The 25,982-nt window shown below is 64.5% G+C and carries 25 protein-coding genes and 1 tRNA gene; 4 read left to right on the forward strand and 22 right to left on the reverse strand.

Annotated elements, in window-relative coordinates; all coding sequences use genetic code 11:
* Positions 1-36: 36 nt before the first annotated feature.
* The 4 genes from LB545_RS01535 to obgE form a co-directional block, all read right to left on the reverse strand.
* Positions 37-624 carry a nicotinate-nucleotide adenylyltransferase gene (locus LB545_RS01535; protein ID WP_140493506.1) on the reverse strand — a complete coding sequence of 196 codons (588 nt, stop codon included), beginning with the start codon at positions 622-624 and terminating at the stop codon, positions 37-39.
* Positions 625-872: 248 nt separating this feature from the next.
* A complete protein-coding gene (locus LB545_RS01540) occupies positions 873-2,159 on the reverse strand; it encodes a glutamate-5-semialdehyde dehydrogenase (RefSeq protein WP_140676233.1) in 1,287 nt (428 codons plus the stop codon).
* A gap of 3 nt (positions 2,160-2,162) precedes the next feature.
* Positions 2,163-3,302: a glutamate 5-kinase gene (gene proB / locus LB545_RS01545; RefSeq protein WP_140566918.1), complete on the reverse strand. Its 1,140-nt coding sequence runs from the start codon at positions 3,300-3,302 to the stop codon at positions 2,163-2,165.
* 7 nt (positions 3,303-3,309) lie between these two features.
* The gene (gene obgE / locus LB545_RS01550) at positions 3,310-4,341 is read right to left on the reverse strand and encodes a GTPase ObgE (protein WP_140580121.1); all 1,032 of its coding nucleotides are present in this window, start codon (positions 4,339-4,341) and stop codon (positions 3,310-3,312) included.
* A gap of 129 nt (positions 4,342-4,470) precedes the next feature.
* On the opposite strand from obgE, the gene LB545_RS01555 reads away from it, so the two are divergent.
* Positions 4,471-5,340: an endonuclease/exonuclease/phosphatase family protein gene (locus LB545_RS01555; RefSeq protein ID WP_140493018.1), complete on the forward strand. Its 870-nt coding sequence runs from the start codon at positions 4,471-4,473 to the stop codon at positions 5,338-5,340.
* A 194-nt stretch (positions 5,341-5,534) separates the two neighbouring features.
* Here LB545_RS01555 and LB545_RS01560 read toward each other — a convergent pair whose 3' ends face one another.
* The 3 genes from LB545_RS01560 to LB545_RS01570 all read right to left on the reverse strand — a co-directional run bounded on the left by LB545_RS01560 (position 5,535) and on the right by LB545_RS01570 (position 7,298).
* Positions 5,535-6,122 (reverse strand): GNAT family N-acetyltransferase, encoded by a 588-nt coding sequence (locus LB545_RS01560; protein ID WP_140729415.1) that lies wholly within the window; start codon positions 6,120-6,122, stop codon positions 5,535-5,537.
* A 137-nt stretch (positions 6,123-6,259) separates the two neighbouring features.
* The gene (gene rpmA / locus LB545_RS01565) at positions 6,260-6,529 is read right to left on the reverse strand and encodes a 50S ribosomal protein L27 (protein ID WP_140493012.1); all 270 of its coding nucleotides are present in this window, start codon (positions 6,527-6,529) and stop codon (positions 6,260-6,262) included.
* A 100-nt stretch (positions 6,530-6,629) separates the two neighbouring features.
* Entirely contained in the window at positions 6,630-7,298 is a 669-nt protein-coding gene (locus LB545_RS01570) for a 50S ribosomal protein L21 (protein WP_140525010.1), read from the reverse strand.
* 574 nt (positions 7,299-7,872) lie between these two features.
* Here LB545_RS01570 and LB545_RS01575 point away from each other — a divergent pair.
* A tRNA-Ser gene (locus LB545_RS01575) sits at positions 7,873-7,962 on the forward strand.
* Between the two features lie 159 nt (positions 7,963-8,121).
* Here LB545_RS01575 and recQ read toward each other — a convergent pair.
* Positions 8,122-9,963 (reverse strand): DNA helicase RecQ, encoded by a 1,842-nt coding sequence (gene recQ, locus LB545_RS01580; protein WP_224704305.1) that lies wholly within the window; start codon positions 9,961-9,963, stop codon positions 8,122-8,124.
* Between the two features lie 188 nt (positions 9,964-10,151).
* Between recQ and LB545_RS01585 the strand changes: the two genes are divergently transcribed.
* Complete coding sequence (locus LB545_RS01585; RefSeq protein ID WP_224704306.1) at positions 10,152-11,573, forward strand: coniferyl aldehyde dehydrogenase; 1,422 nt, start codon at positions 10,152-10,154, stop codon at positions 11,571-11,573.
* A 238-nt stretch (positions 11,574-11,811) separates the two neighbouring features.
* Here the strand turns inward: LB545_RS01585 and LB545_RS01590 are convergent, their stop codons facing one another.
* The 7 genes from LB545_RS01590 to LB545_RS01620 all read right to left on the reverse strand — a co-directional run bounded on the left by LB545_RS01590 (position 11,812) and on the right by LB545_RS01620 (position 17,470).
* Positions 11,812-12,150 carry a cupin domain-containing protein gene (locus LB545_RS01590; protein ID WP_140518251.1) on the reverse strand — a complete coding sequence of 113 codons (339 nt, stop codon included), beginning with the start codon at positions 12,148-12,150 and terminating at the stop codon, positions 11,812-11,814.
* A gap of 10 nt (positions 12,151-12,160) precedes the next feature.
* Positions 12,161-12,925: a 2-dehydro-3-deoxy-D-gluconate 5-dehydrogenase KduD gene (gene kduD, locus LB545_RS01595; protein WP_224704307.1), complete on the reverse strand. Its 765-nt coding sequence runs from the start codon at positions 12,923-12,925 to the stop codon at positions 12,161-12,163.
* Complete coding sequence (gene kduI, locus LB545_RS01600) at positions 12,922-13,773, reverse strand: 5-dehydro-4-deoxy-D-glucuronate isomerase (RefSeq protein ID WP_224704308.1); 852 nt, start codon at positions 13,771-13,773, stop codon at positions 12,922-12,924. The genes kduD and kduI overlap by 4 nt, the downstream gene beginning before the upstream one ends.
* Positions 13,774-13,795: 22 nt before the next feature.
* Positions 13,796-14,572 (reverse strand): FadR/GntR family transcriptional regulator, encoded by a 777-nt coding sequence (locus LB545_RS01605; protein WP_140518248.1) that lies wholly within the window; start codon positions 14,570-14,572, stop codon positions 13,796-13,798.
* Between the two features lie 8 nt (positions 14,573-14,580).
* A complete protein-coding gene (locus LB545_RS01610) occupies positions 14,581-15,861 on the reverse strand; it encodes a TRAP transporter large permease (protein ID WP_140560745.1) in 1,281 nt (426 codons plus the stop codon).
* Positions 15,862-16,413 carry a TRAP transporter small permease gene (locus LB545_RS01615; RefSeq protein WP_140493500.1) on the reverse strand — a complete coding sequence of 184 codons (552 nt, stop codon included), beginning with the start codon at positions 16,411-16,413 and terminating at the stop codon, positions 15,862-15,864.
* A 79-nt stretch (positions 16,414-16,492) separates the two neighbouring features.
* Positions 16,493-17,470, reverse strand: a complete 978-nt coding sequence (locus LB545_RS01620) for a TRAP transporter substrate-binding protein (RefSeq protein WP_224704309.1) — start codon at positions 17,468-17,470, stop codon at positions 16,493-16,495.
* A gap of 307 nt (positions 17,471-17,777) precedes the next feature.
* Here LB545_RS01620 and LB545_RS01625 point away from each other — a divergent pair, with 307 nt between their 5' ends.
* Positions 17,778-19,268: a mannitol dehydrogenase family protein gene (locus LB545_RS01625; protein ID WP_140566759.1), complete on the forward strand. Its 1,491-nt coding sequence runs from the start codon at positions 17,778-17,780 to the stop codon at positions 19,266-19,268.
* A gap of 53 nt (positions 19,269-19,321) precedes the next feature.
* Here the strand turns inward: LB545_RS01625 and LB545_RS01630 are convergent, their stop codons facing one another.
* The 7 genes from LB545_RS01630 to LB545_RS01660 all read right to left on the reverse strand — a co-directional run bounded on the left by LB545_RS01630 (position 19,322) and on the right by LB545_RS01660 (position 25,943).
* Positions 19,322-19,729, reverse strand: a complete 408-nt coding sequence (locus LB545_RS01630) for a F0F1 ATP synthase subunit epsilon (protein WP_224704310.1) — start codon at positions 19,727-19,729, stop codon at positions 19,322-19,324.
* A gap of 114 nt (positions 19,730-19,843) precedes the next feature.
* Positions 19,844-21,430 carry a F0F1 ATP synthase subunit beta gene (atpD, locus tag LB545_RS01635; RefSeq protein WP_181169578.1) on the reverse strand — a complete coding sequence of 529 codons (1,587 nt, stop codon included), beginning with the start codon at positions 21,428-21,430 and terminating at the stop codon, positions 19,844-19,846.
* A gap of 70 nt (positions 21,431-21,500) precedes the next feature.
* Positions 21,501-22,385, reverse strand: coding sequence for a F0F1 ATP synthase subunit gamma (locus tag LB545_RS01640; RefSeq protein WP_140492974.1), 885 nt, complete (start codon positions 22,383-22,385; stop codon positions 21,501-21,503).
* Between the two features lie 46 nt (positions 22,386-22,431).
* Positions 22,432-23,961: a F0F1 ATP synthase subunit alpha gene (gene atpA / locus LB545_RS01645; RefSeq protein ID WP_140492971.1), complete on the reverse strand. Its 1,530-nt coding sequence runs from the start codon at positions 23,959-23,961 to the stop codon at positions 22,432-22,434.
* A complete protein-coding gene (locus LB545_RS01650; RefSeq protein WP_140492968.1) occupies positions 23,961-24,521 on the reverse strand; it encodes a F0F1 ATP synthase subunit delta in 561 nt (186 codons plus the stop codon). Before LB545_RS01650 ends, atpA begins: the two co-directional genes overlap by 1 nt.
* Positions 24,522-24,756: 235 nt before the next feature.
* On the reverse strand, positions 24,757-25,152 hold the full coding sequence (locus tag LB545_RS01655; RefSeq protein ID WP_224704311.1) for a DUF4345 family protein: 396 nt from the start codon (positions 25,150-25,152) through the stop codon (positions 24,757-24,759).
* 95 nt (positions 25,153-25,247) lie between these two features.
* A complete protein-coding gene (locus LB545_RS01660) occupies positions 25,248-25,943 on the reverse strand; it encodes an aspartate/glutamate racemase family protein (protein ID WP_140566756.1) in 696 nt (231 codons plus the stop codon).
* Positions 25,944-25,982 lie beyond the last annotated feature (39 nt).

The following is a 25,982-nucleotide window of genomic DNA, read 5'->3' on the forward strand; positions in this document are numbered from 1 at the left end:
TTCCTCCTTGCGAAGAAAGGGCGCTGTGCGTACCGATCAGCCCTTCGCCTGCTCGCGGATAGCCGTCGACGACAGCGACGAGCGCGGGCCGTGGATGAAGGTCCACGCGGGCGCCTTCATGCGGGCGAGCCTTGGCGCATCGCCTTCGTCGATGCGGGCATAGTCGAAGGTCTTGGCCACGACCGACGACAGGAACGACAGCGTCGCGCCCGGACGATCGATGACCGCGATCGGGAAGGTCATGACGATTTCGCGCCAGCGCTGCCAGCGGTGGAAATCGCGCAAGCTGTCGGCGCCCATGATCCAGACGAAGTCGACGCCGGGATTGCGCGCCTTGACCAGCGCCAGCGCGTCGGCGGTGTAGCGCACATGATGCGCCGCTTCGAAGGCGGTGACCTTGATCTTCGGGTTCTTGGCGATCTTCTCGGACAGGCGCAGCCGTTCGGCCAGCGGCGCCAACTCGTGCGTGTTCTTCAGCGGATTGCCCGGGGTGACCATCCACCACAACTGATCGAGCGCCAGCCGCCTGAGCGCGATCTCGGCGACCAGCGCGTGGCCGGCATGCGGCGGATTGAACGAGCCGCCGAACAGGCCGACGGCAAGGCCTTTGCCGGCATGCGGCATTTTGAGGTAGCTGGACGGGATAGGTTGCTCAAGCAGGGAAAGCATTCGCTAGGCACCCCCCTCTGTCCTGCCGGACATCTCCCCCGCAAGGGGGGAGATTAGCAGCTTCGGTGAAGGCACAAATCTTGCAGCATTGAAGATCGGCGAAACCAAAAATGTCAGCCAATCTCCCCCCTTGCGGGGGAGATGTCCGGCAGGACAGAGGGGGGTGGCTGGGCGCAAGCTTCAGGCCCTTTGGACGAAAAGCGTCAAGGCCTCACCTGTCCCGAGCCGCGCACGCGGTATTTGAACGAGGTCAGTTGCTCGACGCCAACGGGCCCGCGCGCGTGCATCTTGCCGGTGGCGATGCCGATCTCGGCGCCCATGCCGAACTCGCCGCCATCGGCGAACTGCGTTGAGGCGTTGTGCAGCAAGATCGCCGAGTCGATCTCGTTGAAGAACCGTTCCACCGCCTGCGCGTCCTCGGCGACGATCGCCTCGGTGTGATGGGAGGAGAAAGTCTCGATATGCTCGATTGCGCCAGCGACACCGTCGACCAGCTTCACCGCGATGACGGCGTCGAGATATTCGGTGACCCAGTCGGCATCGGTCGCCGGCTTGGCGTCGAAGAACAGCTTCAGCACCTCGGCATCGGCATGGATCTCGCAGCCGGCGGCGCGCAAGGCGTCGAGGATCGGCACCAGGTGGGTGGAGGCAACCGCACGGTCGACCAGCAGCGTTTCGGCCGCGCCGCAGACACCGGTGCGCCGCATCTTGGCGTTGACGGCGATGCCGACTGCCATGTCGAGCTTGGCCGAGCGGTCGACATAGAGATGGCAGATGCCTTCGAGATGCGCGAAGACCGGCACCCGGGCCTCGGTCTGCACCCGCTCGACCAGGCTCTTGCCGCCGCGCGGGATGATGACGTCGAGATTGCCGCCGAGGCCTTTCAGCATTTCGCCGACGGCGGCGCGGTCGGTGGTCGGCACAAGCTGGATGGCGTCCTGAGGCAGGCCGGCTGCCTTCAAGCCGTCGACCAGGCAGGCGTGGATCACCGACGACGAGTTCAGCGAATCCGAGCCGCCGCGCAGGATCACCGGGTTGCCGGCCTTGAGGCAGAGCGCGCCGGCATCCGCCGTGACGTTCGGCCGGCTCTCATAGATGACGCCGATGACGCCGAGCGGTGTGCGCACGCGTTCGATCCTGAGGCCGTTCGGCCGCTCCCAACTGGCGATCACGTCGCCGACGGGATCGCCGAGTTCGGCAATCTCGCGAATGCCTTCGGCCATGGCGCGGATGCGGGCGGGATTGAGCTTCAGCCGGTCCATGGAGGACGCCGACAGACCGGCTTCATGCCCGTTCGCGATGTCGATGGCATTGGCGTCGAGTATGGCTCGCTCGCGGGCGATGATCGCCTGCGCCATGGCGGCAAGTGCCGCGTTCTTGGCGGCTGTCGTGGCGATGGCCAGCGGTCGTGCGGCGGCGCGGGCACGGCGGCCGAGGTCGGCCATGGTCGCCACTGTATCGTTCCGGGATTTTTCATGCAGCTTCAGCATGGCTCATCCTCCGCTCGTTACTTGGTCGCCCGCGAGGCTGACCACAAGGTCGTCGCGGTGGATCATCGCCGAACGCGCCTCGTAGCCGAGCACGGTTTCGATTTCGGTTGTCTTCAGGCCTGCGATTCTTACGGCATCCGCGGCATCATAGGCAACCAGCCCGCGGGCGATCTCGCGGCCCTCGGGCGACAGGATCGCCACCGTATCGCCGCGCGAGAAATTGCCGCTGACCAGCTTCACACCGGCCGGCAGCAGCGACTTGCCCGACGTCAGGGCCCCGACGGCGCCGGCATCGACGGTCAGCCTTCCCGCCGGTTCGAGCTGGCCGGCGATCCAGCTCTTGTAGCCTTTCACCGGATTGGCGCTCGGGCGGAAGAAGGTGGCGCGCTCGCCGCGCTCGATCGCCATCAGCGGCGAAAGCCGCGTGCCAGAGGTAATGATCATGGCGGTGCCGGCCGCGGTGGCGATCTTGCCGGCGTCGAGCTTCGTGCGCATGCCGCCGCGCGACAGTTCGGAAGCCGCGGCGCCCGCCATCGCTTCGATCTCAGGCGTGATGCGATCGACCACCGCGACGAATTTGGCCTCCGGGTCACGCGCCGGCGGCGCGGTGTAGAGACCGTCTATATCCGAGAGCAGCACCAAAAGGTCGGCGCCCATCATCGTCGCCACCCGCGCGGCCAGCCGGTCATTGTCGCCATAGCGGATCTCGGAGGTCGCCACGGTGTCGTTCTCGTTGATGACCGGCACCGCCTTCATCTTCAAGAGCGTCGAGATCGTCGCCCGGGCGTTGAGGTAGCGGCGGCGCTCCTCGGTGTCGCCAAGCGTGAGCAGGATCTGGCCCGATTTCAACCCGCCCTTGCCAAGCGCATCCGACCAGGCGCCGGCCAGCGCGATCTGGCCGACGGCTGCGGCCGCCTGGCTCTCCTCGAGCTTCAGCGCCCTTTTTCCAAGATCCAGAATGGTACGGCCCAGCGCGATGGCGCCCGACGACACGACCAGGATTTCCGCGCCGCCTTGAGCCAGCACGGCGATATCGTCGGCCAGCGAGGCCAGCCAGTCGCGCTTCAGCCCGGCGGTGCGGTCGACCAGAAGCGCCGAGCCGATCTTGACGGTGATGCGCCGGTATTTCTTCAGCGACTGCACGGTCATGCTATTTTTCCCAGCGCGTGTCGACCGGCGCCGCGATCGCGTCGCGCGCTTCGGCTACCACCGCCATCAGCGCGCGCAGCACCGCTTCGACCCCTTCGCCGGTGACCGCCGACAGAAGCATCGGCGCACGGCCGGCGGCGCGCTTCAGCGACGCGACCTTCTTCTTGCGCTCATCCGCATCAAGCGTGTCGACCTGCGAAAGGGCCAGTATCTCGGCCTTGTCGGTCAAGCCATGGCCATAGGCTTCGAGTTCGGCGCGCACGGTCTTGTAGGCCTTGCCGGGGTTCTCCTCCTGCGCCGACACCAGGTGCAGCAGCACACGCGTGCGCTCGACATGGCCAAGGAAGCGATCGCCGATGCCGACGCCCTCATGCGCGCCTTCGATGAGGCCGGGAATGTCGGCGATGACGAATTCGCGCGCATCGATGCGTGCCACCCCCAGGCCGGGATGGAGCGTGGTGAAGGGATAGTCGGCGATCTTCGGCTTGGCGGCGGTGACGGCGGCGAGAAAGGTCGATTTGCCGGCGTTGGGCAGCCCGACCAGCCCGGCATCGGCGATCAGCTTCAGCCTGAGCCAGATGTTGAGCTCCTCGCCGGGCTGACCCGGATTGGCGCGGCGCGGCGCCTGGTTGGTCGAGGTCTTGAAATGCTGGTTGCCGAAACCGCCATTGCCGCCCTTGGCCAACAGGAAGCGCTGGCCGACCACGGTGAGGTCGCAGATCAGCGTCTCGTTGTCCTCTTCGAACACCTGCGTTCCAGCCGGCACTTTCAGCGTGACGTCGGCGCCCTTGGCGCCGGTCATGTTGCGGCCCATGCCATGAGTGCCGGTCTTGGCCTTGAAATGCTGCTGGTAGCGGTAGTCGATCAGCGTGTTCAGCCCGTCGACCGCTTCCAGCCAGACGTCGCCGCCGCGGCCGCCATCGCCGCCGTCCGGTCCGCCGAACTCGATGAATTTCTCGCGCCGGAACGACACCGAACCGGCGCCCCCGTCGCCGGAGCGGACATAGACCTTGGCTTGATCGAGAAATTTCATCGGACAGCAGTTTCTTTATTGGCCTTGCGGCATTGCTCTAAACCTTGCGCCTTGCTCTAAACCAAGGCGCGGCGAAGGGCGAGGCCGTTTTGTGACAGTGGCCGCGTGGGGTTGGCCGGAGATGTCGGCATGAAGCTTGTAACCTACAACATCCAGTACGGCATCGGCCTCGATGGGCAGTACGATGTCGGGCGTATCGCCGACGCCGTGCGCGGCGCCGATGTCATCGCGCTGCAGGAGGTCACCCGCAACAATCCCAGGAACGGCGGACGCGACATGGTCGCCGAGATCGGCGAAGCGCTGCCCGACTATTTCGCCGTCTATGGCAGCAATTTCGAGGCCAATATCGGCTCGCGCATCGAAAACGGCCGCGCCATCACCACCACCTTCCAGCTCGGCAACATGGTGTTGTCGAAGACGCCCATTCATCTGTCGCGCAACCTGCTCCTGCCGCGCAGCCGCAGCTTCGAGATGATGAACTTCCAGCGCGGCGCGCTGGAGGCGCTGATCGAGACGCCGCTTGGTTTCATCCGCTTCTATTCCATCCATCTCGATCACCGCAGCCCGGTCGAGCGCGCCAGCCAGATCCAGTTCCTGCGCCGGCGCCTGTTGAACTATGCGCTTGAAGGCGGCGCGCTGTCCGGCGTCGCCGAGATCGGCCTGCCGGAACTGCCGCACCCCGAGGCCTTCGTCGGCATGGGCGACTTCAACATGCTGGCCGGATCGCCCGAATATGTCGAACTCGCCGGCCGGCCGGACCACGAATTCGGCATGCCGCTGACCGCTGATTTCGCCGTCGACGCCGCCGTGCGCCTCAATGTCGCCGGCGACGATCTCGTCAGCTGGGTCGACCCCAAGGACCCCGGCAATACCGACCGCCACAAGCGCATCGACTATATCTTCACCAGCGCCTCGCTTGCCCGGTCGCTGAAGCGCCTGTGGGTCGACCGAAAGGCTGTTGGCTCGGACCATCTGCCGGTATGGGCTGAACTGGGCTGAGCCCAAATCGATGCACGATTCTTTCCGAACCTTTGACCAGAGGCCCAGCGCCGATGTGTGCTGAGATTCAGGTCAGGCCGAGCCGAAAACGTTGGTTTTCGAGAACCGGAGCGGAGCGTACTTAAAGTACGCGAGCACCGGAAGCGCAGAAAATCAGCGTTTGCAGGCCGGCCTCACCTGAATATCGGCACACATCAAAAATGCACCCAGTTGCGCAGGCTGGTCCATGTCTTCCGGTCGAGGCGGTAACGTTCGACCGGCACCTGGCCGGCGACGATCGAGTTCAGCATGCCCTGGCCGGCGTACTGGAACCCGCATTTGTGGATCACCCGGCGCGAGGCCGGATTGATGACCCGCGTCGAGGCATGCAGCACCTGGATGTTTGTGCGCTGGAACGCGAGATCGACCAGGGCGTGCGACGCCTCGGTGGCGAAGCCGCGCTTCCAGTAGGGTTCTCCGATCCAGTAGCCGAGCTCCAGTCCGCGGTCGGTGGTGTTCAATCCGGCGCAGCCGACGAAGGTTTCAGTGCCTGCCAGCGTCAGCGCATAGGCGATGCCGGCGCGGCGCGACTTGGTCATGGCCAGGAAAGCGCGTGCCTCGGCCTCGCCATAGGGATGCGGCATGCGCGCCAGCATCTCGGCGACATGACGGTTGTCGGCGAGCTCGACCAATTGCGCGATGTCGCTTTCGCGCGGAGCCCGCATCACCAGCCGCTCGGTCACCAGCACCGGGCAATCGATCGCATAACTTTCGTCTTCTGAGTCTTCCGCTTCGGCAACCATGTCAAAGTCCTCCAGGCACAAGAAAAAAGGGAGATGGAAACCCATCTCCCCTGATCCTTTTCCTGGCTTTGCCAAACCTTCTGGCTTCCAGACACCGGTTCCCGAGATGGGCTGCCGGTGTTGTGGTGCGGAACCGGCTACTCCGCTGCTTTGGTAATCGGGTTGACCGATACGTAGGTTCGGCCGTTGGCTTTTTTGTTGAACGTCACGGCGCCGGCTTCGAGCGCGAAAAGGGTGTGATCCGTGCCCATGCCGACATTGACGCCGGGATGCCAGGTGGTGCCGCGTTGACGAATGATGATGTTGCCCGGGATGACGGCTTCGCCGCCGAACTTCTTCACGCCCAGACGCTTGGAATGCGAGTCGCGACCGTTGCGCGACGAGCCGCCAGCTTTCTTGTGTGCCATCTAACTAACTCCGATGCGCCCAAGGGCGCTTGAATGGTCTTATGAACGCGTTCGCGTTCCGTTTCAAGTCCGATCCGGCGACGTTTCGCGCCGGTTCGCCTTACTTCTTTGCCAGTTCCTTGGCCTGCTCGCGCCAGTCCTTGATCTGCTCGGCGCTGAACGGCATGTTCTCGTCAATCTTGGCCACATCCTTCTCGGTCAGCTTGGCGAGCTGGGCGAAGGTGATGATGCCCTGTTCGTTGAGATCCTTGGCGGCGACCGGGCCGATGCCCTTGATCACGGTCAGATCGTCCGGCTCGCCCTTCGGCGCCTTGAACAGCGGCGCTGCCGCGGTCTCGGCCTTTGCCTCTTCCTTCGGGGCGTCCTTCTTGGCCTTGGCTTCCTTCGGCGCCGCGTCGGCGGCTACCTCGGCCTTGGCTTCCGCCTTGGCAGCGGTCTTCTTGGCCGGCTTGGCGCCGCCCAGCAGGATCTCGGAGATCCTGACCGTGGTCAGCAACTGGCGATGGCCGATCTTGCGGCGCGAATTCTGGCGGCGGCGCTTCTTGAAGGCGATGACCGTGCGGTTCTTGCCCTGCTCGACGACCTCGGCGGTGACAACCGCGCCGTCGACGAACGGTGCGCCGAACGTGACATTCTCGCCCTCGCCATGCGCGAGCACGTGGCCGATCTCGACGATATCGCCGACATTGGCTTCGACTTTTTCGATCTTCAGGAGATCGTTGGCGGCGACGCGATACTGCTTGCCGCCCGTTTTGATGACTGCGAACATTTTTTGCCTTTCGCTGTTCGGTCGGCCTCGATGAACCGCCTGTGGCGGTTCGGCCGTCTTTTTGTCAGTCTGCGGGTTCAAAAAACAAGCGGCGCGGAAGAACCCTCCACGCCGATTGCGCGCTGTCCCTAACCGAAGGTTTGTTGCGAGTCAAGGCAAACGGCCAGATTCTCAGGGCAACGAATCCGGGCTAACGGGTTCCTTCGGAGCTTTCGTCGGCGCGCTGTTGATGGAGCCTTGAACGGAAAAACCCGCTTGTGCGGCGGGTCCCTGGCGCAACTCAGCACCATAACCAGATCTCTACCATAGTTGCCTTCACCCCGTCAAGAAAAAATTCCTATCAGGAGGTCGCCGGCACCGCCGGACTGGCGTCCCTATGCCTCGTTAATCGGAGTTCGAAATCTTGGCCGGTTTCCTGGCCGGCGCAGTGTCCGGCATCGTCTACCGCGGTCGGGACGGCGTCGCTCCGGGCCAGCCTCTGACGCAAGCTGAGTTTCCGGCCGATTTGGCCTTGTAACCTGCCCGTTCAGCCGTTATCTAGTGCGCCGCGCCGGCAACGGCTGACCATGACCGCGGAGAGGTGGCAGAGTGGTCGAATGCACCGCACTCGAAATGCGGCATGGGTGCAAGCCCATCGGGGGTTCGAATCCCTCCCTCTCCGCCATCCTGCTTCGCTCTTCGAGCTTCGCAGGATCGGTTCAGTCAGCGGGCGGGTTCGAATTTTCTCTCGTTGTCTCCGCCATTTCTGCTTCCTGTACAGCCCGGAGACATGGGTGACAGTTTGCCCGCTGTAGCCTGTGCGTGACGCGTCGACCGGTTCAGCTCAATTCGGATGATGCCCGGCAATCGCGGCGAGAAAAATTTCCCCGAATTCCCTAAGCTTTGCCGCTCCCACGCCATTCACCTCGGCGAACGCGTCGAGGTCGCGCGGGCGGCGTTCGGCCATGTCGATCAGCGTGCGGTCGGAGAACACGACATAGGCCGGCACCTGCCGCTCCTTGGCCAGCCGCAGCCGCAGCGCCTTGAGCGCGCCCAGCAGCGATGCATCCACACCCTCGGCGCCGGCGGCGGAGCCTTCCCCGGATCGCTTCCTGCCGCGCGCGAGAGGGTCCCGCATCTCGACGCGATAATGGAACGCAACCTCGCCGCGCCCGAGGGCGCGGCCGCTTTCGGAAATGGCGAGGCCGCCATGGCCGTCCGGATCCGGCACAAGGAATCCGCCGGCGACCAGTTGCCGGATAAGCGACAGCCAGACCGTTTTCCTATGCGCCGCGCCGGCCCGGAAACTGGTCAGCGTTTGATGGCCTCTCGCCAGTACTTTCTCCGTCTCGTGGCCGAGCAGTATGTCGATGATATGGGCGGCGCCGAAGCGCTCGCCGGTCTGCGCGACGGCCGTCAGGATGATCCGCGCTTCCGCTCCGCCATCGGCGCGCGGCGCCTGGTCGAGGCAGTTGTCGCAATTGCCGCAGGGCGCTGCCTGTTCGCCGAAATAGCCGAGCAGGATCTGCCGGCGGCACTGTACCGCCTCGCAATAGCCGATCAACGTATCGAGCCGGCGATGCCCGCGCCTCTTGTGCTCAGGTGATGATTCTTCGTCGTCGATGAACAGGCGCCGCATGCGGATATCGCCGAGCCCGTAGAGCATATGCGCCTCGGCTGCCCGCCCGTCGCGGCCGGCGCGGCCGATCTCCTGATAGTAGGCTTCGAGGCTGCCCGGCAGGTCGGTGTGGAAGACATAGGCGACGTCGGGCTTGTCGATGCCCATGCCGAAGGCGATGGTCGCCACCATGACGACGCCGGAGAGCGTCATGAAGGCGTTTTGATTCGCCTCGCGCGCTTCCTTGCTCATCCCGGCGTGATAAGCGAGCGCGGTGACGCCGTTCTTCTCGAGGAAGGCCGCCATCTCCTCGGTCTTCTTGCGCGACAGGCAGTAGACGATGCCGCTTTTGCCCGCGTGACGCTCGACGAAGCGCAGCAACTGGCGCTTGCTGTCCTGCTTGGCCTCGAGGGCAAGCTTGATGTTCGGCCGGTCGAAACCCAGCACCACGGTTTCGGCGCGCCCGGCAAACAGACGCGCTTCGATATCGGTGCGGGTAGCCTCGTCCGCCGTCGCCGTCAGGGCGATGATCGGCACTTGCGGGAAAATGGAGCGCAGCCGCGACAGATCCTCATATTCGCGCCGGAACGCCGGGCCCCATTGCGAGATGCAATGCGCTTCGTCGACGGCGATCAGGCTGACGTCGAGCTTGGCCAGCGCCTCGAGCATCCGCTCGGTCATCAGCCGCTCCGGCGCGAGGTAGAGCAGGCGCGTCTGGCCGGAGGCGACACGGCGCCATGCCGCCACATTGGCCTCGCGCTCAATCGAGGAGTTGATCGTATCGGCTGACACGCCGGCAAGGCGCAACGCCGCGACCTGATCCTGCATCAGCGCCACCAGCGGCGAGACGACGATGGCAAGGCCGCCCAGGACCAGCGCCGGAACCTGGTAGCAGAGCGATTTCCCCGCACCCGTCGGCATGACGGCCAGCACATGGCGTCCGCCCAGCAGCGCCTCGATGACGTCGGCCTGGCCGGGACGAAAATCGTCGAAGCCGAACACGTCCTTCAACACGCGTTGCTTGGGGTCTGGTGCATCCGGCGGAACGCTCGCCGTCGATATTGGCATCTCGCAATGGTCCCCGTTTGGCTGAGGCAACGTTCTTAAAGCGAAGATCGCCGGAACGCTATCCGCGGATGCGCGGGGTGGCATGTCCACCGGCCCCAATTCGTGCCTCCCTTCCGACATCAGCACCCCTGCTGGATTCTCTCACGTGCTGCGATGTAAGCTTGCCCGGGACGACCAGGGAGAGAGCGATGCTGCAGACCAGACAGGATGCTCTCGGCGAACGCTTCAAGCAGCAGCGCGCCGCCTTCGAGGCGCAGCCCTTTCCGGGCCTCGATGTCCGCAAGGATCGCCTCGCCCGGCTGCTGGCGCTCACGGAGAGGCATGAGGCCGACATCTGCGCGGCAATCGACACCGACTTCGGCGGCCGCTCGGCGCATGAGACCCGCCTTGCCGAACTGTTCGTGGTGCGGGCCGGCATCCGCCACGCACTGTCCCACCTGAAAGGCTGGATGCGGGAACGCCGCGTCGCCACCACCTTGCCGTTCCTACCGGGCAGGAACCGCCTCGTCCCGCAGCCGCTCGGTGTCGTCGGCATCGTATCGCCCTGGAATTATCCTTTCCAGCTCGCCGTCGCGCCGGTCACCGCGGCGCTCGCCGCCGGCAATCGCGTGCTGATCAAACCATCCGAATTGACGCCCGCATTTTCAGCGCTGCTGGCGCGCCTGGCCGCCGAGCATTTCGCACCGGACGAACTCGGCGTCATCACCGGCGACGCGGAGGTCGGCAAGGCTTTCGTGTCGATGCCTTTCGATCACCTGCTGTTCACCGGTTCGACGGCCGTCGGCCGCGAGGTCGCATTGGCCGCCGCGGCCAACCTCACTCCAGTCACGTTGGAACTCGGCGGCAAGTCGCCGGCAATCTTCGACCCCTCATGCGACCTCGATGCGGCGGCGGCCAGCGTCGCCTATGGCAAGCTCCTCAATGCCGGGCAGACCTGCATCGCGCCGGACTACCTGCTGGTGCCCAAGGGACAGTCAGGCATCGTGGCAGAGAAACTCGCGGCGGCTATGGCGAAGCTCTACCCCAGCCTGCGCGACAATCCGGACTATACCGCCATCGTCAGCGACCGGCATTATCAGCGCCTGCGGGCCATGATCGCGGAGGCCCGAGACGCCGGCGCCGATGTCATCGAAATCAACCCGGCCGGCGAGGCGTTCGGCGCCGCAGGCCGCAAATTGCCGCCGACCCTGGTCAGGAACGCCGATCCCGACCTGCGGCTGATGCGCGAAGAGATTTTCGGGCCGGTGCTGCCGATCCTCGAATATGCCGGGATCGACGACGCCATCGCCCATGTCAACCGGGCCGACCGGCCGCTGGCGCTCTACTGGTTCGGGCGAGACGGCGGCAACCAGCAACGCATCCTGCACGAGACCATCGCCGGCGGCGTCACCATCAACGATTGCATGCTGCATCTGGTGCAGGAGAACCAACCCTTCGGCGGCGTCGGCGCCAGCGGCATGGGCGCCTATCACGGGGAATGGGGCTTTCGCACCTTCAGCAAGGTGAAGCCGGTTTTCCTGCAGTCGCGCTTGAGCGCGGGGAGCCTTCTGCGTCCGCCCTATGGCAGGACCTTCGAACGGCTTTTCGGCCTGCTCAGGCACATCACTTGAACGCCGTGCGGCGCCCGCCGCCGGCGACGCGATCACATGGCGGCGCTATCACATGGCGTCCGCGCGTTAAGCCTATCTTCACCATGATTCGGCAGGCTCCATTTCCTGCGGCCACGTTTCGAGTACCGCGGCGCGCAAGCGCCCAGGCAACAGACCCGCGCCTCTCCGGAGGCGCGGGTTTTTCATTTGGAAACAGCGCGCCGAAACGAGCGTCCATCGCTCATCGCATGGCCGGCCCTCAGGCGAGGAAATCGGCGCGGTGCGGCGTAAAGCTGTCGACCAGCCGGCCGGCTTCGAGCGCCTTGACGCCATGCACCAGGCCTGACGGCACGATGAAGCTGCCGCCTGTCTCGATGATTTCGGTCCGGCCGTCGATGGTCACCTCGAAGCGGCCCTCGGCGACGTAGCTTGCCTGTACATGCGGATGCGAATGCAGGGCGCCGACGCCGCCCTTGTCGAAGGCGAACTCGACCATCATCAGTTCATCCGTGTGCAGGAGAACGCGCCGCCTGTTGCCATCCGGCGTCGCCGTCCAGGCGCCCGCGCCGGCCTGGGAGAAGATTTTCGTTTCGCTCATCGCAATATCCTCATCGCGCCAGCCAGCCGCCGTCCACTGGCACCACCGCGCCATGCATATAGTCCGACGCCGACGCCAGCAGGAAGGCCGCCGCATCGCCAACATCTTCCGGCCGGCCCCAGCGGCCGGCCGGGATGCGCGCCAGGATCGAGGCGCTACGGTCGGGATCGGCGCGCAGCGCCTGCGTATTGTTGGTTTCGATATAGCCCGGCGCGATGCCGTTGACGTTGATGCCTTTCGCTGCCCATTCGCAGGCGAGCAGCCGGGTGATGCCGAGCACGCCGTGCTTCGAGGCGGTGTAGGACGCGACGCGAATGCCGCCCTGGAAACTCAGCACCGAGGCGATGTTGACGATCTTGCCTTTGCGTCCGCCGGCAAGGACGCGCCTGGCAAAGCCTTGGCAGAGCAGAAAAGCCGTCTTCAGGTTGAGGTCGAGCACCTCGTCCCAATCGGCCTCAGAAAGGTCGATTGCATCGGCGCGCCGGATGATGCCGGCATTGTTGACCAGCCCGTCGAGCGGCCCGCTTTCGTCCCACACGCGCTCCAGCATCGGACCTACGGCAGATGTGTCGGCAAGGTCGGCCGCGACCGCCTCGAACCGCCCGCCCGCCGCGGCGATCCTTGCGGCCGTCTCATCCATCGAGGAACGGCCGACGCCGACGACCGTGCCGCCGGCGCGCGCGATCGAGACGGCAATGCCCTGGCCGATGCCGGTGTTGGCGCCGGTGACGAGGATACGCCGACCGGTCAGGCTGAAGGCGGAGAAATCGCTCACCGCAGGTCTTCCATCGCCACCGGATCGACATCGGTGTAGTCGACGTTGTCGCCAGCCATCGCCCAGACAAAGGCGTAGTTGGAGGTGCCGGCGCCTGAATGGATCGACCAGCCGGGCGACAGCACGGCCTCCTCGTTGCGCATGACGATGTGTCGGGTCTCGTCCGGCTCGCCCATGAAATGGAAGACGCGCGCCGCCTCCGGCAGGTCGAAATAGAGATAGGCCTCCATGCGCCGGTCGTGCACATGGCACGGCATGGTGTTCCAGATGGAGCCCGGCGCGAGTTGCGTCATCCCGACGACGAGCTGGCAGGTCCTGGCCCCGTCGGCATGGATGAACTGGAAGATCGAGCGTTCATTGCAGGCCTCCTTGCTGCCGAGATCGAGACGCCTGGCGTCACCGATGCGGATCAGCCGGTTGGGAAAGGTTTGATGCGCCGGCGCGCTGAGCAGATAGAACTTTGCCGGCGCCGCCTTGTCGACTGAGGCGAATGACACATCCTGCGTGCCCATGCCGAGATAGAGCATGTCTCGCGCCTGCAGCTCATGGAACTGGCCGCCGGCTTCGATCGTGCCGGCGCCGCCGATATTGACGGCGATCAACTCGCGGCGCTCGAGAAAGCCTTTCGTTCCGGTCGGCTTGATTGCCTCCAGCCGAAGCGGCGCGCCGGCCGGCATCGCGCCGCCGACGATCATGCGGTCGTAATGTGTGTAGGTCAGGCCGACGCGGCCGGGCTGGAACAGGTCTTCGATGTGGAAATTGTGGCGCAACTCGTCGGTCCCCATGGCCGCGGCGGCGGCAGGGTCGATGGCGAAGCGCGATGTGTATTCGGTATGGTTCTGGCTCATTGCTGTCCTGACTTGAGATGGATCATTCGCCGCCGGCCGCCTTGACCGAGTCGGAATAATAGACCTGCCGCGCGTGCAGGCGCTCGCGATAGCGCTGCTGGCTGGCCGAGAGATGCGTGCGCATCGCCTCGCGCGCGGCTTCGGCATCGCCGGATGTGATCGCGTTCAGGATCACCAGATGCTCGCGCTGCAGCCCGCGCTGATAGCTGTCGGACTGCACAAGCTCGGTCGACCAGGGCGAGGTCACATCGCACGGAATGGCGCGCCGGCCGAGCACGTCGAGCATCTCGACATAGAACGGGTTGTTGGTGGCGCTGGCGATGGCGCGATGGAAGGCGAGATCGGCCGGACCGGTCGGCTCGCTGGCGAGCAACAGCCGCTCGAACTCGAAGAAGGCTTCCTGGATCGCCGCCTCCTGGGCCGCGTTGCGGCGGATAGCGGCAAGCCCGGCCGATTCGATCTCGATGGCGAGCCGCACTTCGAGCACGTTGAGTGCGATCGAATCCTTGCTGCCCATATCGGCCGCGAGCGCCCCGAACATCGTCGAGATGTGCTCTGTGACGAAGACGCCGGCGCCCTGCCGCGGCTCGACCAGGCCATCGGCGGCGAGCTTGGCCAGGGCTTCGCGGATGACGGTGCGGCTGACGCCGAAGGTTTCGGTCAACTGGCCCTCGGTCGGCAGTTTGTGGCCGGGCAGGATCTCGCCTGCCTGAAGCTGCCTGCGAATTGCCGCGACGACGGTCTCCGACAGTTTGGGTTTTCTCTCGACCCTGAGGTCGGTTGCGCTATCCAATGCCATGTCGTCCTCTATTTGAACACGCTCGGCAACCAGAGCGAGATGGCCGGAATATACGTCACCAGCCCGAGAACCACGATACCGGCGCCATAGAACGGCCAGATCGAGCGCATCGCTTCCCAGACCGTGATCTTGCCGACGGCGCAGGCGACGAACTGCACCGTGCCGACCGGCGGCGTGTTCAGCCCGATGCCGAGATTGAGAATGGTGATGACGCCGAAATGCACAGGATCCACGCCATAATGCGTGACAAGCGGCAGGAAGATCGGCGTGCAGATGATGATCATCGGCCCCATGTCCATGAAGGTGCCGAGCACCAGCATCAGGACATTGAGCAGCAGCAGCACGACCAGCGGGTCGGTGGAGATCGCATTCATGCCGGCGATCAGCAGCACCGGTACTTTGAGATAGGCCATCAGCCAGCTGAAAGAAGCCGCCGTACCGATGATCAACAGCACCATGGAAGTGGTGCGCACGGCGCCCTTGGTGGCGTGGACGAAATCGCTCCAGCCCATCGAACGATAAACGAGGACGGTAACAAGCAAGGCGTAGAGAATGGCGATGCACGAACTCTCCGTCGCTGTGAAGATTCCGGAGCGGACGCCGCCGAAGATGATGCCGATCAGGAGCAGTCCGGGAATAGCGATGAGCGCCAGCTGCCCGACGCGCGAAAAACCGGGGAAGGCCTCGACCGGATAGCCGCGGCTGCGGGCGACGAAATAGGCGGTGACCATCAGCGAGGCGGCGAACAAAAGGCCCGGTAGTATGCCGGCGGTGAACAGGTCGGCGATCGAAATCTTGCCGCCCCCGGCGATCGAATAGATGATCATGTTCTGCGATGGCGGCAAAAGCAGCGCGATCAGCGCCGCCATCGAGGTGACGTTGACGGCATAGTCGGCGCCATAGCCGCGTGCCTTCATCTGCGGGATCATCAGCCCGCCGACGGCCGCGGCCTCGGCCACGGCCGAGCCGGAAATGCCGCCGAACAGCGTGCCGGCGATGATGTTGACCTGGCCGAGACCGCCTCGGACATGGCCGACCAGGGAGCCGGCAAAGGAAACGATGCGCTGCGCGATGCCGCCGCGCACCATCAGATCGCCGGCATAGATGAAGAACGGGATCGCCATCAGGGAGAACGCGCTCATGCCCGACTTCATTTGCTGGAACACGACCAGGGGCGGCAGGCCGAGATAGAGCACGGTGGCGAAGGAGGCCGCACCGAGGCAGAACGCGATCGGCGTGCCGCCGAACATCAGCAGCGTGAAGACGCCGAACAGGATCCAGAGCTCCATCTAGGCCTCCTGCACCGCCGGCATCTCCGGCACGTCCTCGAGATTGATGTCCTTGTCGATATCGACGCCCGACCAGCGCAGCGCGATGCGCTCGGCCGAGAACAGGCAGATCAGCACGCCGCCGGCGACCAGCGGCAGATAGTCGAAGCCGCCCGGCAGCTCGAGCGCCGGGATGATGGTGTGCCAGGTCAGGCCGACAAGCTTGCAGCCGTACCAGACCATGCCGAATCCGAAGCCGAGCACGATCAGGTCGGACAGCGTGCGCAACGCTCCCTTGCTGCCTTTCGGCAGGACATAAAGCAGCACGTCGAACCCCATATGGTAGTTCTCCCGCACGCCGACGGCGGCGCCGAGGAAGATGAACCAGTTCATCAGCATGATGGCGCTGGTTTCGGTCCAGCTCGGCGACGAATTGAGCACGAAGCGGAAGAAGACCTGATAGGCGACGAGCGCGGTCATGGCGACCAAGCCGATGCCGGCCAGGTAGAGTGCCCCGTCGCAGATCCTCGAAAGCACGACGCTGAACCGTGGCGGCGCCGCGCTGCTTGTCATTGTCGCCATCTGATCCTCCCGATCGCCGGCCGGTCACGAAGGCGCGGGACGGCGTGCATTGCCCGCCCCGCGGCCGACTTCACTTGGTTGCCTGGACGCGGGCGGCGAGGTCCTTCAGCGCCGGCGTCGACAGGTATTTGTCGTAGACCGGCTTCATCGCGTCGATCAGCGGCTGCTTGTCGATCTCGCTGACCTTGACGCCTGCCTTTTCGACGATGTCGCGGGATTTCTTCTCCTGCGCGTCCCACAGTTCGCGCATCTTGACGACGCTGTCCTTGGCCGCCTGGCGCACGATCGTCTGGTCTTCCGGCGAGAGCTTGTCCCAGCTCGCCTTCGCCATCACCAGCACTTCCGGAACGATCTGGTGCTGGTCGAGCGTGTAGTGCTTGGCGACCTCATAGTGCTTGGCGGATTCGAAGCTCGGCCAGTTGTTTTCCGCGCCGTCGATGACGCCGGTCTCAAGTGCCGAATAGACTTCGCCATAAGCCATTGGCGTGGCGTTGGCGCCCAGTGCGTTGACCATGTCGACGAACACGTCCGACTGGATGACGCGGAATTTCATGCCCTTCAGGTCGGCGATCGAGGCGATGTCCTTCTTGGTGTTGTAGAAGGAGCGCGCGCCGGAATCGTAGAATGCCAGACCGACCAGGTCATGTGCCTCGAAGGCTTTCAGTATGTCGTCGCCGATCGGCCCGTCCATGACATGACGCATATGTTCGACCGAGCGGAATATGTAGGGCAGCGACGGCACCGCGGTTTCCGGCACGATGCCGTTGAACGGCCCCATCGAGACACGGTTGAGGTCGATGACGCCGGTCTGGGTCTGCTCGATCGTGTCCTTCTCCTCGCCGAGCTGCGCCGAATGATAGACCTCGACCGAATAGCGGCCATCGGCGCGCTGCTTGATCAGCTCGCCCATGTATTTTACCGCCTCGACCGTCGGATAGCCGTCGGGGTGCGTGTCGGCCGACCGCAGCACGGTTTGCGCGTTGGCGATGCCGATCAGCAGCGAGCCGAACGCGAATGTAGCCGCCGTCAATTTCGAAAAATGCAACATGACTTCCTCCCTTTTCAAAAATCAAGGCGCCGACTCAGAGCCGGTGCGGGCGAGCGAGCGTGGACGCACGTCGGCGCGAAACAGCAAATCCGCATCGGTCAGTGCCACGGTGATCCTCCCAAGAGGCGCTATCGGTAGGGTCGCAAGGAAATAATGTCAACATACAAAAAATGGATTGTTGTATGATGACTTTGGATCGGCAACCGGCCATTGTGTGGGACGGCAGTGGATGTTACGCCGCTGCCGTTTCTCCTTCGCCGACCTTACGGGGCGGCTCCCAAAGGCCAATCGGGGACTTCGCACAGCAATGAACAGGCGTCTTTCGAAGGATACGATCACGACGTTGCCGGCGAGGATCGCCGTGCCGCGTTTTGATCGCGCATCGGTCACGCAAGGCATCGTGCATCTGGGGGTCGGCGCCTTTCATCGCGCCCACCAGGCAGCCTATGTCGACGATTGCCTGGCTGCCGGAGAAACGGATTGGGGCATCGTCGGCGTGTCGCTGCGCAGTGCCGAGACGCGCGATGCGCTGGCGCCGCAGGACGGGCTCTACACGCTGGCGATCCGCAGCGGGGGCGAGGAAAGTCTTCATGTCATCGGCTCCATCGGCGCGATGCTGGTGGCGCCGGAAGATCCCGCCGCCGTGCTGGCCGCGCTGACCGATCCGCGCACCCGCATCGTGACGCTGACCATCACCGAGAAAGCCTATCTGCGGGCCGCCGGCGGCGGGCTCGACGCAGCCCACCCTGATATCGCCCACGATCTGGCGAACCCGCATCTGCCGAAGACCGCGCACGGTTTTCTGGCCGAGGCGCTTGCACGCCGGCGCGCGACCGGCTTTCAGCCCTTCACCGTGCTCTGCTGCGACAACCTGCCTGCCAACGGGGCGACCTTGCACAGGCTGCTGGTGGAATTCGCCACGCTGCGCGATGCCAGCCTCGGTGAGAAGGGCGCTACCAGGCTTGCCGGCCATATCGCCGACGAGGTCGCGTTTCCCTCGAGCATGGTCGATCGCATCGTGCCGGCCACGACCGATGCCGACCGGGCGCGGATCGCTCTCGAGCTCGGCGTCGACGACGCCTGGCCGGTCATGACCGAGCCGTTCCGCCAGTGGGTGGTCGAGGACAATTTTCCGGCAGGCCGCCCGGCCTGGGAAAAGTTCGGCGTCACCATGGTCGGGGATGTCAGGCCCTTCGAGGACATGAAGCTGAGACTGCTCAATGGAGCGCATTCGGCCATTGCCTATCTCGGCCTGCTCAGCGGACACGCCACCGTCGACCGCGCCTTCGCCGATCCGGCGATCAGGCGCTTTGTCGATGCGCTGTGGGCCGAGGCAATCCCGACGCTGCCCACCGATGCCGGGCTGGATACCGCGAGCTATACGGCAGAGCTTGCCCAGCGTTTCTCCAACACAGCACTTGCCCACCGCACCGCGCAGATCGCCAATGACGGCAGCCAGAAACTGCCGCAGCGCATCATGGCCTCCGCGATCGAGCGCCTCCATTCAGGCGCCGCGCCCGGACATCTCATGCTGGCGGTTGCCGCCTGGATCGCCGCCTGCGAAGCGCGCGGCAAATCCTTGCCCGACGGCCATTTTACCGATCCGCTTGACATGCCGATGACGGCGATCATTGACCGGAATCTGCCCGCTGCCGAAACCGTCGCGGCAGTGTTCGATCTCGCCGGCTTCGCGACCGGGGCGCCTGAGCGGCCAGGATTGATGGACCTTGCGGCCGTCCATCTCGAGCAGTTGCGCTGTGGCGGACCGGCTCAGGCCTTCGCGGCATTGGGCATTTAAAAACAAAAAAGCGAGGCAAGGCCCCGCTTTTCAGTCGACTACTGGTGCCAGCCTCAAGCCGGCAGGATGGCGCCTTCCAGCGTGGTGAGCTGGCTGAGGAATTGTTCGGCCTTCGTGCGCGACCGGTCGTCCTTGGCGTCGGCGGCGTCTTCCCTGGCTTCCTGGATGCGGCGCGCGAGATCGGCGCGGTCGACATCCTTCACCGCGACAGCCGATTCCGCCAGCAGCGTGCAGCCGGCCGGAACGATGTCGGCGAAACCGCCGAAGACGACGTAACGCTCTTCACCGCCCGATGCAGCCTTCACCGTGACGACGCCCGGCTTGATGGTTGTCATGACCGGTGCGTGATGCGCCATCACGGTCATCTCGCCTTCCGCACCCGGAATGACGACTGCCTCGACCTCTGCGGAAACCAGCAGGCGCTCCGGCGAGACCAGTTCGAACTTGATAGCTTCTGCCATGTCGATTTAGCGAGTAGGGAATAGTGAGTAGGGAAGTAGGGAGAAAGGGCAATTGCCCCCGGTCACCTGCCTGCCATTCACTACTGACTACTGACTACTCCCTATTTCCCTTGATTAAGCCGCTTCAGCCGCGAGGCGCTGTGCCTTCTCGACCGCTTCCTCGATGCCGCCGACCATGTAGAAGGCGGCTTCCGGCAGGTGGTCGTAGTCACCGTTGCAGAGGCCCTTGAAGCCCTTGATGGTGTCGGCGAGGTCGACCAGCTTGCCCGGCGCGCCGGTGAACACTTCGGCGACGAAGAAGGGTTGCGACAGGAAGCGCTCGATCTTGCGGGCGCGAGCCACCGTCTGCTTGTCCTCTTCCGACAACTCGTCCATGCCCAGGATGGCGATGATGTCCTGCAGCGACTTGTAGCGCTGGAGGATCGACTGCACCTGGCGCGCGACCCCATAATGCTCTTCACCGACCACCAGCGGGTCGAGCATGCGCGAGGTCGAGTCCAGCGGATCGACGGCCGGATAGATGCCCTTTTCGGCGATCGAGCGGTTGAGCGTCGTCGTCGCGTCGAGGTGGGCGAACGAGGTCGCCGGCGCCGGGTCGGTCAAGTCGTCGGCCGGCACGTAGATAGCCTGCACCGAGGTGATCGAGCCCTTGGTGGTGGTGGTGATGCGTTCCTGCAGGGCACCCATGTCCGTGGCGAGCGTGGGCTGGTAGCCCACGGCCGACGGGATACGGCCGAGCAGCGCCGACACTTCCGAACCAGCCTGCGTGAAGCGGAAGATGTTGTCGACGAAGAACAGCACGTCCTGGCCCTGGTCGCGGAAATATTCGGCGACCGTCAGGCCGGTCAGGCCGACGCGGGCACGCGCGCCCGGCGGCTCGTTCATCTGGCCATAGACCAACGCCGCCTTGGAGCCTTCGCCGCCGCCCTTCTTGTTGACGCCGGATTCGATGAACTCGTGATAGAGGTCATTGCCCTCGCGGGTGCGCTCGCCGACGCCGGCGAACACCGAATAGCCGCCATGCGCCTTGGCGATGTTGTTGATCAGTTCCTGGATCAGCACCGTCTTGCCGACGCCGGCGCCGCCGAACAGGCCGATCTTGCCGCCCTTGGCGTAGGGCGCGAGCAGGTCGAGCACCTTGATGCCGGTGATCAGGATCTGTGCTTCCGTCGACTGTTCGATATAGGCCGGGGCCGGCTGGTGGATCGAGCGCAACTCGACCGCGTCGACCGGGCCTGCTTCGTCGACCGGCTCGCCGATGACGTTGATGATGCGGCCGAGCATGCCCGGACCGACCGGCACGGCGATCGGGCCGCCGGTGTCGCGCACTTCCTGGCCGCGCACCAGGCCTTCGGTGGAATCCATGGCGATGCAGCGCACGGTGTTTTCACCCAGATGCTGGGCAACTTCGAGAACCAGGCGGTTGCCGACATTGGTGGTCTCGAGCGCATTCAGGATCGGCGGCAGGTGATCGCCGAACTGCACGTCGACCACGGCGCCGATGACCTGCCGGACCTTGCCGACGATGCCGGTGGCTTTGCTGGCCACGGCCGGGGTTTTTACCGCGGCGGCCCTGGTCGGCGCTGCCGCTTTCTTGGCCGGAGCCGCCTTAGCTGCTGCGGCCGGAGCCTTTGCCGGTGCCGCCTTGGCCGGGGCTGCTGCCTTGGGAGCCGCCGTCTTGGGGGTCGCTGCTTTCGCCATCGTCTTTACCCTTTTCGTCCTTTGTTTCTCGCGCGGTCGGATCGAGGTCGTTGACCCCGGGAAACCGTGCCTAGAGCGCCTCGGCGCCCGAAATGATTTCGATCAGTTCCTTGGTGATCTGCGCCTGGCGCTGGCGGTTGTAGGTGATCGACAGCTTGTTGATCATCTCGCCGGCGTTGCGCGTGGCGTTGTCCATCGCACTCATCTTGGCGCCCATTTCGCCAGCCGCGTTTTCGAGCAGCGCGCGGAAAATCTGCACCGCGATGTTGCGCGGAATGAGCTCGGACAGGATTTCACCCGGCTCGGGTTCGTATTCGTAGACGGCGCTGGCGCCGTCAGCAGCCTCGGCCGGAGCGGACGAAGCAGCGGCCGGAATGATCTGCTGCGCGGTCGGAACCTGGCTGATCACCGACTTGAACTGCGAATAGAACAGCGTGCAGATGTCGAAGCCGCCCTCATTGAACAGGTGGATGACCTTGCGGGCGATCGTGTCGGCATTGACGAAGCCGAGCGTCTTGACCTCGCGCAGGTCGATCCGGTCGAGGATCATCGACGCATAGTCGCGGCGCAGGATATCGAAACCCTTCTTGCCGACGCAGATGATCTTGACCTGCTTGCCGTCGGCCAGGAGCCTGCGGATGTGGTCGCGGGCAAGACGGGCGATCTGAGAATTGAAGCCGCCGCACAGGCCGCGCTCGGCCGTGCAGACAACGAGCAGGTGCACGTCGTCCTTTCCGGTGCCGGTCATCAGCGCCGGGGCATCGCCACCGCCGCCGATCGCCTGGGTGATGTTGGCCAGCACGGAACCCATGCGCTCCGAATAGGGGCGCGCCGCTTCCGCGGCCTCCTGTGCACGGCGCAGCTTCGCCGCGGCGACCATCTGCATCGCCTTGGTGATCTTCTGCGTCGCCTTGACCGAGGCGATACGGTTACGAAGGTCTTTTAATGAAGGCATGCTTCAAACCTGATCCCGTCTTGTCTCATCCGGACTGGCGCTTCGCTCAGGCGAAGGTCTTGGCGAAAGCGTCGATCTCGGCCTTCAGCTTGCCGCGCAGATCGTCCGACAGCGCCTTTTCCTTGCGGATGGCGTCGAGGACGTCCTTGCCGGCCGAACGCATGTGGCTGAGCAGACCATGCTCGAACTTGCCGACCTGGTTGACCGGCAGCTTGTCGAGATAGCCGTTGACGCCGGCGAAGATCACCGCGACCTGCTCTTCCGTCTTCAGCGGCGAGAACTGCGGCTGCTTCAGGAGCTCGGTCAGGCGCGAACCGCGGTTGAGCAGGCGCTGCGTGGCGGCATCGAGATCCGAGCCGAACTGCGCGAAGGCCGCCATTTCGCGGTACTGCGCGAGCTCGCCCTTGATCGAGCCGGCGACCTGCTTCATCGCCTTGATCTGCGCCGAGGAGCCGACGCGCGACACCGACAGGCCGACATTGACGGCTGGACGGATGCCCTGGAAGAACAGGTTGGTTTCGAGGAAGATCTGGCCGTCGGTGATCGAGATCACGTTGGTCGGGATATAGGCCGACACGTCGTTGGCCTGGGTTTCGATGACCGGCAGCGCCGTCAGCGAACCGTTGCCCATGTCGTCATTGAGCTTGGCGGCGCGCTCGAGCAGGCGCGAGTGCAGGTAGAAGACGTCGCCCGGATAGGCTTCGCGGCCCGGCGGGCGGCGCAAGAGCAGCGACATCTGGCGATAGGCGACGGCCTGCTTCGACAGATCGTCGTAGCTGATCAGCGCATGCATGCCGTTGTCGCGGAAATACTCGCCCATGGTGCAGCCGGCGAACGGCGCCAGGAACTGCATCGGCGCCGGATCGGAAGCGGTGGCGGCGACGATGATCGAATATTCGAGCGCGCCGCGCTCTTCCAGCACCTTGACGAACTGCGCCACGGTCGAGCGCTTCTGGCCGACGGCGACGTAGACGCAGTAGAGCTTTTCCTTCTCGGGGCCGTTGTCGTGCACCGACTTCTGGTTGAGCATCGTGTCGAGGATGATGGCGGTCTTGCCGGTCTGGCGATCGCCGATGACCAGCTCGCGCTGGCCGCGGCCGACCGGGATCAGCGCGTCGATGGCCTTGAGGCCCGTCGACATCGGCTCATGCACCGACTTGCGCGGAATGATGCCGGGCGCCTTGACGTCGACGCGCTTGCGTTCGGTCGCCTTGATCGGGCCCTTGCCGTCGATCGGGTTGCCGAGCGCGTCGACGACGCGGCCGAGCAGGCCGGGACCGACCGGAACGTCGACGATCGCGCCGGTGCGCTTGACGGTGTCGCCTTCCTTGATGTCGCGGTCGGCGCCGAAAATGACGACGCCGACATTGTCGGCTTCGAGATTGAGCGCCATGCCGCGGATGCCGCCGGGGAATTCGACCATCTCGCCGGCCTGGACATTGTCGAGGCCGTAGACGCGGGCGATACCGTCACCGACGGACAGCACCTGTCCAACTTCGGAGACCTCGGCCTCCTTGCCGAAATTCTTGATCTGGTCTTTCAGAATTGCGGAAATTTCCGCGGCGCGGATGTCCATCAGCCGACCTCTTTCAGTGCAAGCTTGAGCGAATTGAGTTTGGTTTTGAGCGACGTATCGATCTGGCGCGAGCCCATCCTGACCACCAGCCCGCCGAGCAGCGACGGATCGACGGTGACGGAGATGGAAACGTCCTTGCCGGCAACGCTCTTCAGCGCCGCCTTGAGTTCAGTCTGCTGGGCAGCGCTCAATTGGTGAGCCGACGTTACCTCGGCGGTCGTCTCGCCACGATGTTCGGCGGCGATCTGGCGGAATGCCCTGATCATGCCGGGCACGGCGAACAGCCGGCGGTTCTTGGCGACGACGCGCAGGAAATTGCCGGTCAGGCCGGTGATCCCGGCCTTGTCGGCGATCGCCGCGATGGCCTTGGCCTGGTCCTCGCTGGAGAACACCGGGCTGTTGATCAGCCGGGTCAAGTCGGCGCTGCCCGCGAGCATCGCCTCGAAACTGTTGAGGTCGGCTTCGACCTTGGCGACGGAATTCGCCTGCGATGCCAGTTCGAACAGCGAACCCGCATAGCGTTCTGCGACACCTGAGATTGGCGATGACGATTGGGCCACGGACCGTCTTTTCTCTTGTCTGACAGGCCGCAGATTGTTGGCGCGAGCGAAAACTCTGGCTAAATCTTTGACCTTACTGCATTTTTTCAAGCACGGAGGCGCGGCTTCCGCTATCCCCGGCCGAAAGTCGATTGCCGTCTAGCACAGGCCTTTTAAGACCGCAATGCGTCGTTCCGCATGGTTTTCAGGCACTATTGTCGCATCCGGGGACGAAGTCCCTGGATTGCCTGCGGATTCAGGGCAGGAAGCCGAAGGCAAAGGCAAGCGGCAACGCCGCCAGCGCCAGTTCCACGACGATGGAAACCCAGTTGAAGGGCGTGTTGGCGCCATCCGACATCATCGACAGCAACCGGCCGAAGGCGGTGAACAGCCAGGAGAAGCCGAGCGCCATGTAGATCAGCGGCTGCGCCAGCAGGATGCAGCACAGGCCGACGCCGAGATAGAAGCCCGCCATGCGGCCGCGCCCTTCGGCGATCGCCGCCGCCTTCTCCGGCTTGACCTGCAAGCGCAGAATGCGGAAGGCAAGCCCCGGCGCCAGGAAAAGCACCAGGCCGAGCAGCACCGTGACGACGGCGCTCGACCAGGCCAGCCATTCGCCCTGGCTCACCGGCCATGGAAACGCAAAATCCATAGTGTCCCCTCGTAAATGCCGCTCTGAAATCGCGGGCATTCTAGCGGAGGAAAAGCCGCGCGCCAGATGGCGGCCAGCACTTTAGGCCAAACGCATCAGGAGAGCGCGAAGGCGACCGCCGCTTCAGCATGGATGCGCGTCGTGTCGAAGACCGGAATGTCGAAATCCTGCTGGCCGATCAACATCGTGATTTCGGTGCAGCCCATGATCACGCAGTCGACATTTTCATCGCGCCGCAGGCGGTTGATCTCGGCGATATAGGCGGTTTTCGATGGCTCGGTGACGATGCCCTGGCAGAGCTCGTCATAGATGATGCGATGGACCATGTCGCGTCCTGCCTGGTCCGGCACGATCGGCTGCAATCCATATTTGTCGGCAAGCCGGCGCTTGTAGAAATCCTGCTCCATGGTGAACCGCGTTGCGAGCAGCGCCGGGCGCCGCATGCCGGCCGCCTTGACCGCGGCTGCGGTGGCGTCGGCGATGTGGGTCAGCGGGATCGACACCGAGGCCTGCACCTGGTCGGCGAGCTTGTGCATGGTGTTGGTACACAAAAGCAGGCCTTCCGCGCCAGCTGACTCGAGCTTGCGCGCGGCATCGACCAGAAGCGCGCCGGCGCCGTCCCAGTCCCCGTGATGCTGCAGCTCGGCGATCTCGGCGAAGTCGAAGGACCACAGCAGCAATTTCGCCGAATGTAGCCCGCCGAGACGCTGCCTCACGAGATCGTTGAGCAGGCGATAATAGATCGCCGTCGATTCCCAGCTCATGCCGCCCAGAAGGCCAAGGGTTTTCAAAACGGTTTCCTTTCCTTGCAGCGACTTATGATACAGTCC

This window comes from Mesorhizobium sp. BR1-1-6, assembly GCF_020165355.1.
Classification (GTDB): Bacteria; Pseudomonadota; Alphaproteobacteria; order Rhizobiales; family Rhizobiaceae; genus Mesorhizobium.